Source organism: uncultured Gimesia sp., assembly GCF_963972345.1.
Classification (GTDB): Bacteria; Planctomycetota; Planctomycetia; order Planctomycetales; family Planctomycetaceae; genus Gimesia.
Window position 1 is genome coordinate 1 of record NZ_CAXAVM010000230.1, and the last position, 10679, is coordinate 10679.

9 protein-coding genes and 1 pseudogene are annotated in these 10679 nt (G+C 47.8%); 4 read left to right on the forward strand and 6 right to left on the reverse strand.

Features of this window, described 5'->3' with window-relative positions; all coding sequences use genetic code 11:
• The 3 genes from AACZ40_RS25355 to AACZ40_RS25365 form a co-directional block, all read left to right on the forward strand.
• Window positions 1-1248 (forward strand): cation:proton antiporter (locus AACZ40_RS25355; protein WP_339676346.1); only part of this gene is annotated, 1248 nt, incomplete at its 5' end.
• A 190-nt stretch (window positions 1249-1438) separates the two neighbouring features.
• The gene (locus tag AACZ40_RS25360; RefSeq protein ID WP_145190968.1) at window positions 1439-1798 is read left to right on the forward strand and encodes an IS5 family transposase; all 360 of its coding nucleotides are present in this window, start codon (window positions 1439-1441) and stop codon (window positions 1796-1798) included.
• Between the two features lie 274 nt (window positions 1799-2072).
• Window positions 2073-2234 carry a transposase gene (locus AACZ40_RS25365; RefSeq protein ID WP_145190973.1) on the forward strand — a complete coding sequence of 54 codons (162 nt, stop codon included), beginning with the start codon at window positions 2073-2075 and terminating at the stop codon, window positions 2232-2234.
• A 1050-nt stretch (window positions 2235-3284) separates the two neighbouring features.
• Here AACZ40_RS25365 and AACZ40_RS25370 read toward each other — a convergent pair.
• From AACZ40_RS25370 to AACZ40_RS25385, 4 genes are all read right to left on the reverse strand, one after another.
• A complete protein-coding gene (locus AACZ40_RS25370) occupies window positions 3285-4412 on the reverse strand; it encodes a hypothetical protein (protein WP_339676348.1) in 1128 nt (375 codons plus the stop codon).
• 19 nt (window positions 4413-4431) lie between these two features.
• Window positions 4432-5652, reverse strand: coding sequence for a recombinase family protein (locus tag AACZ40_RS25375; protein ID WP_291169557.1), 1221 nt, complete (start codon window positions 5650-5652; stop codon window positions 4432-4434).
• Between the two features lie 214 nt (window positions 5653-5866).
• Complete coding sequence (locus AACZ40_RS25380) at window positions 5867-6124, reverse strand: hypothetical protein (RefSeq protein WP_291169555.1); 258 nt, start codon at window positions 6122-6124, stop codon at window positions 5867-5869.
• Between the two features lie 677 nt (window positions 6125-6801).
• Entirely contained in the window at window positions 6802-8145 is a 1344-nt protein-coding gene (locus AACZ40_RS25385) for a hypothetical protein (protein WP_291169552.1), read from the reverse strand.
• Window positions 8146-8281: 136 nt separating this feature from the next.
• On the opposite strand from AACZ40_RS25385, the gene AACZ40_RS25390 reads away from it, so the two are divergent.
• On the forward strand, window positions 8282-9718 hold the full coding sequence (locus AACZ40_RS25390) for a tyrosine-type recombinase/integrase (RefSeq protein ID WP_291169549.1): 1437 nt from the start codon (window positions 8282-8284) through the stop codon (window positions 9716-9718).
• Window positions 9719-9745: 27 nt separating this feature from the next.
• Here AACZ40_RS25390 and AACZ40_RS25395 read toward each other — a convergent pair whose 3' ends face one another.
• Both AACZ40_RS25395 and AACZ40_RS25400 read right to left on the reverse strand, forming a co-directional pair.
• On the reverse strand, window positions 9746-10417 hold the full coding sequence (locus tag AACZ40_RS25395) for a ThiF family adenylyltransferase (RefSeq protein WP_291169545.1): 672 nt from the start codon (window positions 10415-10417) through the stop codon (window positions 9746-9748).
• A pseudogene (locus AACZ40_RS25400) lies at window positions 10414-10679 on the reverse strand (hypothetical protein); the annotation flags it as partial. The gene AACZ40_RS25395 and the pseudogene AACZ40_RS25400, both read right to left, overlap by 4 nt.

Below are 10679 nucleotides of genomic sequence, written 5' to 3' on the forward strand. Positions count from 1 at the left end.
GAGCTGCTGATTGGTGTCGTCGTGGGAAACGTCGGCTTCTGGCTGGGGCTGCCCTTGTTCATCATGGTGATGCATTTGGGCGAGGTCCTGCCCTTGTTCAACGAAGTCTGGTTGACAGGTAGTTCCGTGGCGGATGCCGCCAGCAAGATTTTCTCCGAGCCACAATTGGCAGAGGGCGGCAGCGCGCGTCGACTGGTCGACATCATGACTGGCCCGGAAGGACCTCGTTATGTCGCTATGGCCTTCGCGCTGTGGCTGTTTTCCGAATTGGGCGTGATCCTGCTGCTGTTCACGGTCGGCTTGGAATCGAAAATCAACGAGATGCTGAAGGTTGGCTGGCGGGCATTGATGGTCGCCAGCGTCGGCGTTGTCTCACCATTCGTGTTGGGACTATTGATGGGCATGTGGCTCTTGCCCGACGCCGGATCGATGGTCCACATCTTTCTCTCGGCCACGCTTTGCGCAACTAGTGTCGGCATTACAGCCCGCGTGTTTCGCGATCTGGGCAGATTGCAAACACGCGAAGCCAAAATCATTCTTGGAGCGGCAGTGATTGACGACGTGCTGGGACTGATCATCCTGGCGGTGGTCGTCGGCATCGCCTCGACGGGACAGATTGACGCGCTGGAAATCAGCCGCATCTCGCTATTGTCTATTCTGTTTCTTGGATCAGTACTCTTGTTTGGTGGAAGGATCGTCGGCTGGCTCATCCCGTTTTTTGCGATGCTGGAAAAACACCACGTTAAACTGCTGTTTCCCTTGGCCCTGGCATTCCTGCTGGCGTGGGCTGCCAGTGCCATCGAATTGGCGCCGATCGTCGGCGCGTTCGCGGCGGGCTTGATCCTAAGCGAAGAGCATTTCAAGAAAGTTTCCGGGCACGCGACGATGGAAAGTCTGATCGCTCCTCTGGAAAGAATCTTCGCGCCAGTCTTTTTCGTGCTGATGGGCATGCAAGTCAACCTACTATCGTTTCTTGATCCCACGACCCTTTGGCTGGCGTTGGCGTTCAGCTTCGCCGCGATTGTCGGCAAGCTGGTTTGCGGCTTGCCTGCCGGCCGTAGCAGCGACCGCTGGTCGATCGGCCTGGGAATGATCCCGCGCGGCGAAGTGGGGCTAATCTTCGCCAGCATTGGCAAGGGCTTGGGAGTCGTCAGCGGCTCAGTCTTTTCCGCCCTGGTCGTGATGGTTATCGTTACGACCTTAATTACACCGATCTCCTTAAAGTGGTCACTATTTCGTCGTCCCTGAAAAAGTCGCTGTGGTTTCGACGGTTGAACTATCCCAACTCGTGGCTATTAAATTGGCCTCAGAATGGTGCCGGATCGAGTCGCTGAATGGAATGTATTTCCCCAAAACGAGCCTTAGGTGGTACGGACATTCAATCTTGCATTTTCCGTACTGTTTAGTGAGGATTATGTTTTCTCAAGGATGAGAACCGATGGTCAGGCGTCATGAGCTTACTGCTACTCAGTGGGAAGCGATTCAGGAATATTTGCCAGGCAAGGCGAGCGATCCGGGACGCACTGCGGTGGATAACCGGCTATTTGTTAACGCAGTTCTGTTTGCTCTGAAGACCGGAATTCCGTGGGAAGATCTCCCCGGGCGGTATGGCAAACCGAATACTGTCTGGAAACGGTTTGATCGCTGGTGTGCGAAGGGAGCTTGGGAGCAGGTCTTTCGAGCCCTTGGTGAGGAAGAACTGGAACAGGAACCCGCAGAAGTTCATCTCGATTCGTCGATCATCAAGGCACACCAGACCGCTTCGACTGGCCGCCGGGAACCCACTGAAAAAAAGTGATGCCGACGAACGACGCTGTCTCGGCCGAAGTCGCGGAGGATTGACAACAAAAATCCACGCCGTCACTGGTGAGTGTGGGAAATTAGTTCATTTTCTGCTCACTGCCGGGCAACGAGGTGATGCTCCACAAGGCGAACGACTTCTTGAGAATATTAAGCCAGGAGAGGTAGGCGTCATCGTGGCAGATACCGCTTATGACTCCGATTCGATTCGCCAGCATGGCAGGCGGTTGAAAGCAAAAGTTTGCATCTAACCGAATCCAAGTAGAAAGGTCATGAAGCGATTTGACTGGATGATCTACAAACATCGCAACCAGACTGAACAGTTCTTTGGCAGAATCAAACGCTGCCGACGTGTGGCGACTCGTTACGAGAAAAAAGCCACCGACTTCGCCGGCTTCATCTGGCTGGAAGCACTCGTTACCGATATCATTTGAATGTCCGTACTATCTAGTGGTAGGGCTGGTCTTTCCCTGCTCTCGAAATTCTTGTTTGCCCACTCTAAACCACGATTTGCTGCATTGAAATTGCAACACAATCTCCCGTGTCATTAAACCGACTGCCTATGCTTTCAGAACTTCGAGGAGGCGTTCTTTGAAATAAATCAACATGTGAAATGTTCCATGAAATGAGACTTCACCAGTCTACCTGACTTACCGCATTCTCGCTAGAGTTAAATGTGATGCGCTCTTGAAGATCTGCAAACGACGTTGCACTCGCTTCCGGATCTTCGTTCTTGTGATCCCCTGCTCTGAACCTCGTCCCAAAGCTGATTTTGCCTGAGTCCTTTTGTACGTGTTTCCAGTAATTAGCCCCGCAGCGATGACAGCGGAATAGATGGTGCTGCGGGAAGTGCAGGGAACCGGCCTGGGCTTCCGCCTGGGACAACATGGTGTTGTTATAGTGCTCGCGGGTTGATGAGTCTGTCGAGACAAAGATACCAGCAGTCCCAACCACATCAGAAAGTATTCTCGTATCCCACCCTGTATATGACCATCTACAGGGTGGGATGAGAGAGTGCTTACTATAAAATTTATGGGCTGTATTTTGTTATGGTTTCAGAACTTGCGACGCCACACTGCTCAAGTTCGAATTCAGGAATGCAGGCCAACTCTGACAAATCCTCGTTTTTAGCGTCCAGGAGACAGGTAAGTGGCTTTACCATTTCTGTCGTAGGGATTGCGTTCGAAATCTGACCTACCGCACCAGAAGAGCTCTGAATGAAAAATGTAGACGCCAAACTCGGCCCTGCATAGCTAAAAAAAAGTCTTGCTGGCTGGCCTGCAGGCCAGCCTAATACCTTGCGGAATTCCTTCACTCTGAACGAACCAGACTAAACCTTAAAGGTAGCCGCCCGGGTAATCCCACTGATGCAGCAGGACTCTCTGACGCCGGCAGGGCGACCAGCTGACAGTCACTATTACCATCAGCTGGTCACACAGGAATCATCTTACCGAAGAGCAGCAAAGCATAGCGGCAGTAAAAAATTAGTCAGGACTCGAAGTAGTTTCCTTCGATTTCTCGATTTCAACTGCCAGGCGTTTGGCTTTTGCCAGTGTTGGTTGTGATTTACCGAAAACTGCCTCCGCTTTCTTCACACTGGCCCCCGGACGTCTAAAGAATTGTGCCACCTGAAGTGCATGGTCTTTTGCCCAATACCGACGGGAAGGCTGGCTGATGGCTTTACCTAATGCATCAATACCATGATGCTCTTTCGCATACTTTAATGCTTTACGAATAGTAGGCATTGTCTTCTTGAAATGATCCACAGTTTCTTCCATGGAAGCTTCATTATCCAGCCTGTATTCCGCGACTTCACGTGCATGTGCGGCTGACCAGCAGGGAGGGCGATCCGGTATGTGAAAGACGTCTTCTGTAAACCATTCGTCTCCCAGCTGTGAATAACGGTAGGGGTCGACAGCAAAGTCGTTCGCGAAGTCTGCGACATCGTCGTCTTCAAAATGGTCACCCAGATTACGCCTGGTACGTCGTCGTCCCCTATTCTGGATCTCCTCAGTACGAGTTTCCTGACCGTCTAAAAGGTCAACATCTGGTCTGGCGAGAAGCTGAAGCATCTCCTCCGGATTTGCCAGCGCACCAAGCCGACACATGCGAACAACAACTTTACCGGTGCCATCACAGTAAATCCCTTCAATGTGTTGCGATAATGCGACGTTCATCGCCGATGCATGATCGCCTTCCAGCAGTTTAGCAAGATGATCCAATCTCTCTGCTATCGCTTCTGGATCTAATGCTGCCTGCGTTTTCGAACTTGCTGATTCCAGTTCAGAAATCCTGGTCTCTATCTTATGTCCCTGTTTAACCGCATTGGCGAGATCCTGCTCTAAAGTAGAACGGGTTTCGAGGGGCAGATCGGGATTTCCCAGAGAATGTTGCCATCCTTGACGCAGTCGTTCCAACTGCTTCAACTCAGATTGCAGGTTACTCATTTTCACAGACAACTCAGGGCAGTCCTCTTCGAACTGCTTTTGAATTAATTTCGCTAACTCGTTAAATTCATCTGATTCAATTAGTTTCGATTTATGATTCATCAGTCGAATCCTTTCGATATAGTTTTTAGAGGGGTGACGGTGATTTACCGTCACCCCTTTCAAGAAAAAGTAACTGTAGGTTTTAGTGAGGAAACAGCCTGTCCTTTACAAGCTGTATCACGGTTTCACGCAGCCAGGATTCCGGAACCCGACGATCGTTGTCGCACGCTCCAGAACGATAACCTGGGCAACCGTATGAAGCATAATTATGAACCTCACCGGCTTTGGTCGTATAAGCTGAACTGGCTGATGAAACCATAGCCCGACCGCAGAAAGAACAAACCACCAGTCCTGATAGTGGGTACTTCAGCGCCACTCCCCGGGGACGAAGCACAGAATGAGCGGCATCCTGACCGTCCGGATCAGGCTCTGTCACTCTATGGCGACGTGACTTAATCATCTGCATCGATTGCTGCCATAGCTCTTTGGTGATTATGGCTTCGCAGAATTCAGAGTTTACTTCCCATTCTTCCTCTGGAATACTCTGCAGGACCCTCACATCATCCTCGATCCCTGTGCAGTTTTTGCCCCAGACCATCTCACCATAATACAGTTCATTGCGAAGTATGCTGGCGACTGTGGCTTCCGTGAAGGGTTTCAGATGACTGGGAATATCCGGATGGCTATTGAGTTTTTTACTGATGCGGACAGGACCAAAGTTTTCCTGTGCAGACAAGGTAAAAATAAATTCGACAATCCACTTCAACTCAGGTATCGGCACCAGAACCCTGTGATCCAATTCCTCAACTCCTTTCCGGACCACCATGACATTCTTCAAATAAAAACCAAAAGGCGCAGGCCCACCTGGCCATTTCCCTTGTCGAATCGCATCTTTCTTACCGCGTAAGACATTATGGGCTTTGACATGACACTCTTCTGACGCACGATAGGTTTCCATGAAAGACAATGCGCGGCCTGACACACTGTTCGGATCTGAAAACTGACTGTCTGCAGTCAAAACAAGTACTCCTGCCTTAACCAGCATACGACGAATCTCTGCGTTGTTTTCAGCGCGAGACAGTCGTTCAAAGGTGTCAACAAGAATATAATCAGCCCGTAAAACGCCTGATTTAAGATCCCGAAGCATTTTTCGGAATCCTGGTCGCTTACGAAAATAACGTCCCGAGATGGCATCGTCCCGATAAACTTCGACTACCTGCCAATTCAGCCCCAGACGTTTTAATGTGTCCTTGATGGTAGCGATCTGTTGGTCCGGGCTCCTTGGGTTTTGCCTGTTGCTAGACATTCGAACATAAATGACTACACGCGGGTTTGGGTTTCTCCCAAATTTTGTTTTTAACATTAAATCCTCCAGAATATATTGGGGATTTTGATATTTGATCTCTAAGATGATGTCTTCGAAACAAATACCGTAAGTTGAGAACAGTCCCTGTTAAGGCACTGATCTGAGCCACGTCAGACACCCTATAGGCATGTGCGCAGCAGGTTTTTTTCAAAGTGATTTAAGTTTGAAACTGGCAGAAGGTAATCACCATAAGATCTTTAAATAAAACTGGTTACCGTCTGTTCTTCAAATCTTCGAAGATCACTTTTGCGATCAACTGCAGCATTTTTATGCGTCGTTTCTCACGAACTAACTGAATTACGATTTGAAGTTGTTTCGGGGGAAGTTCACTGAGAAGACTTAAGTCACCATCAGCTACAAGATGAGAAATTTGAGTCAACTGTTCCCTAGAAGTCGCCCCACTAAATAACTGGCCACAATCACTGTGGCTGGTTTGCATTTCCCTGTTACCTCTCTCACATTCAGCCATTGGCACCTCCTTTTGGAAAAGAGTTTGATGAAAATTCGGTACGTTTTTTTTATTCTGGAGTTTTGACAGCTGCCAAATACTCCTAATGACTCATCTACTATGCGGGATAAAATCAGCGATGAGATTCTCCTGTTTTCTTTGGTAATCATGGTTGTTGAAACAGGAAACACATGAGAGGGAAAGCGGTGGTATTGCCCCGATGAGTAGCCAGACTGAACCAGCGTAGCCGCATCTTTCCCTGACAGTGATTTTTGAGATCGACGACACGAGAGAAGGTTGAGCAGTTCCTATAAGCTCAAAAGCTTAGAAACTAGAGATGGGAACTTCAGTTGGGGTCCTACTGGCGAAATACAGTAGGGCTCTCTTAGTGAAGCTCAGGATTCGTCCAGATAAAGCAGTGTTACGACGAATGCGAGGTCTTTAAGTATTTTATTACTAATAGTTTCTTAATTGAGCTATTATGTGAGAGCGTTTGGTATCTTGGAACTGGTGGTTTTCTCCAGTTTCTGCAAAGGCATGGGAGCGTTGGTCTGGATGGTCGAATCTAACGCCTTCAGCCGTTGTCTACTCAGTATCTTAATCAGGTTTTCTAAGCTCTGATTGGTCGATATAATCAGAGTGAAAAAGCAAAACAGGGAATTCAGAGTTCGATTTGAATAAAGAAATCAATTTCCCTCTTAGCTATCTTCTTCATTGGTAGAATTGAAAAAGTGATCTTTAAAGTTTGCATAGTCAACGTTGATTTTTCTGATATTGTCACAGGTTTGGCATTGAAAGATGACAGGGCATAGATTTTCGTTTACTTCATGATCCTTATATTTCAGAAAGCCTGAGCACCCTTGGCAGAATAATCCTTGTTCAGCAACGTAGGCTTCAAGGTATTTGGCTACCGAGTGGTTCCGATCAGTGTTTGTTGCATTTTCAACTGTTGGGGAACTTATTATTTCTTTATTAATCCGAGATTCCTCCCACCTTTGGTGAGATTGCTTATATTCATTAGCGGCGACCAAAATAGTTAATACGACATCCCAATACTCCTTGGAAGTAGCTTCATTATTAGAATCGATCAGTTGCTGGTAGTCGGGGTGTCCAACCCATTTATTGATTACTGATAAAGTGCTAGGATCAGTCAGGACAAGTGCTGAAAGTGGATGTAGTGAGAGCACTTGGCCCGAGAATATCTGATGTATTCTTCCCTCAAATAACAAAGGCTGGTTCTGATGATGCCACATTTTCATAAAACGAATTGACTGTTCGTTCAATCCGTGTTCATCTTCTAAGATAGGTAAAATAAAAGCCCAGGCATTCGCATAGCATAAATAGAAAGCTACTTTGCTTTCATATGAGAATAGATTTAGAAATAACCGAACGTTTTCATCGACTCCTCCTTTTCTATATTTTGTGATTTGTTTTTTCAGATCGCCATCAACATATTCATGCAATAGTTGCATCCCTCCTTTCCGAAATGCGACTATCCCATTCCCGGTCCAATGCCGAAGTGCTTCTTGAAATTTTGGGAGGTCTTTTCCAGATGGCTGCACTCCTGAAAAAAGCCGTATTAGCTCATTCTGAATTTCGAGAATATTACGTGAATCAACAATACTTCTGATGCGTGAATATTCCTCATCAGGAAGATTATAAGTTCTTTCTACAATTTTCTCTGTCTTACCTTGTGATCCAGTTTCAAGGCTGATTTTCCTATCTGCTTTTATGTGGAGATGAGCATCAAGAAACACACTTTGCATTGCTCGAGAAGTGTTCACTAATGGATAACACTCAGCCAAGACGAGATTTAACTGATTCGCGACATCTTCAGAATCTTCAGCTTCTTCGACACACGCCCACCAGAAGTCGATGCAAGCACGTAAGTTCTGACCACCTGAACTTCTTCGGAAGTGTCTACCGTCCATCCAGTAATATTCGCCATGGTTACCTTCACCAAAATCGAGATTGCGATGACATAATTCAAAAGTAAACGATCTACTATTCTTGGTTAATTCAATTGTTTTAGTTCTTGGCATTTGAAGTTCCTATCACTCTTCCGTCTGACAGACCATGAGGCCCATAACTATAAATAAAATAGATACTTATGAGATGACGAATACCAATCGCGCACATGCCTAAAGGGAAATGAAACCCTTTTGAACTAGGCATGTTATGGACAAAAAAGCATCTTATCAAAAATCTAAAATATGTTGGACACAATATCGTGAAAAACATCGCTGGATTCGTATCGAGAAATTCCCTGACGGAATCGAACCACCCGAAAAGGTGCGTATTTACAGGCAAAACGACTACTTTCGGCTTCAGTTCTGGGACCCTGCTGCGAAAAAAAACCTCACAGAACGAGTCGACGGTGACCTGGTCACCGCCATCTTTCGCGCCCGGGAAATTGAGGAGCGCCTCAAACACTTCCGCTCATCCGGTCTGGGGCGAGGGAAACTGAAACATCAGAGTCTACTGGACCTCTATCAAAGTCACTTACAACGTCGAGCCGATGCCGGTGAAATCGATCCCAAAACGGTCAGAAGATACGCGTCAGCATTAGAACATTATCGATGCTTTGTAAGTCAACCACTGATAGCAACGACTTGCCCTTCTGCCACTAACGTCAATCGAGAATTGGTTTTACAGTTTCAATCGCATCTGAAAAACCTACAGATTTCTTCAAACGGACACCCCAATACAGAGAAACATACCATGGTTTCTTCTGATTATGTTCTCGATGTCGTAAGAGGAATGTATATCTGGGCGGCGGACCCAGATCGTGGCAACTTGATGCCTTCTGGTTTTCGAAACCCTTTCCAGGGTAAATTCAGACAAACTGAGTCAGTCGCACCGGACTTGTTTGGTGAACCTGATATCACAGTCCCCATGGCGGTCGAATTTCTGAAAAAATGTGACAGCTATCAGCTTCAACTGTTCGCCCTGTTGATTTTTTATGGCCTGAGGGCTTCCGAACCCTGTTTTCTATTCCGGGATAACCTGACCTCAGATGGCTGGTTGAAAGTCGTCTGCCTACCCCTGATCAGTTACAGGACCAAGGGGAGACGGGATAAGCGGTTACCTTTGCTCGAGCCTGTTCGGACATTATTTGAGAAACAACCCCGCCACATGGAATCAGGGCTGTTACTTTACCGGCGTAGCGTGTGGGAAGGAACTGAAAACTCACCTTTGGTGAATTATTCCCTGGATGAGATCACAAAGGAGTACACCCGTCGTTGCAGAAAAAGCACGAACCTCAACGCAGAGCTGGGGATACAGATTCGAGATCAGCTGCTTCAGGAAGCGGGCGGACTGAAATATGATCATATTGAAAACGAATTTCATCGCCTGGCTGACCAGTTATCCTGGCCAGCCGAGGCGACGCTCAAAGATTTTCGCCATCTGTTCAGCACAGCCATGATGAACGCCGGGATGCCAGAATACTACCGTAAATACTTGATGGGCCATGCCGTCAGCAAGGCTGCGATCAGCACTTACACCCATCTGGACCAGTTACGGGAACATTATCTGGAAGCCGCTCAAAGACAATTCTTGCCCTTGATCGAAGTTTTCACCAGGCGCAGTAATGAGCTGGTTTCGGCAGCTTAAAATCACTTACCCAGAAGTGGTTGGAGTTCACTCAGGAGCGAGAACCAGTTCGCTCGCCAACAGGTTCAAGCTCAGATCCTTGTCAACCGGCATACGACGCAGGAAACGACTGAACTGGTGCAGCATCATGCCCGCCGCAATATTGGCTGTGTAGATCGTACTCTGGGCAGTGCAGGCACCGGTGTGAGCCTCCGACTGATCAAACAGCGTGGATACATAATATTGCTGCATCGCTGGAGGGGAGATCGCCAGTACCCGGATCACTTCTCCCAGCATCCGACCATCAACAAAGAACTCACATTTCGCTGATATGGCACGCCAGATTGCTTCCCGGGCGGAAATGGAATCCACACAGCAGAAGATTACGCTGCCCGTTTTGTGCCGTGGACGAAAACGGTCCTGTAGCTCCGTGATGCTGATCTCAGGAGCAAGACTTCCAGCGGCTTCTCGCGTCGCTGACGTCTTGTACTTGCCCAGATCTGCCACCTGGTACCCCTGAGTCGTAATATTGGTCGACTCCACACTATCAAAGTCAATCAGCTGAATCCGTGGTGTCCCGATAGCCGCCAGTTGCAGGGCCACCTGACGGCCAATGGCTCCCACGCCAATGACGGTCGCTGTCAGTTGAGAAAGCCGTTCTGCCGGGATCAGGTCACTCTGTCTCTGGAAACGATCCGTAGTCACATTTAATGTATTCAAATTTGTTCTCCTTTCAATCCGTATTCAGCAAACAGCCAGTCCTCTTCCCAGTCAAAGTCTGTGGCCTGATCAAAAGCAGACTGGAGCAGGCGACGATTATTTTGCGGATGCACATGACTTAAATATTCCTCTTCCCAGTGTTCTGGATCACAACCAGCAAATGTGTGAGTGTAATCCCGTTTGACTGGGATTTCGTATTCGGCCGTCGGACCCACATTAAATTTTAACCGGGCATATGTTTGCCCTGTCCGCGCCAGAATGA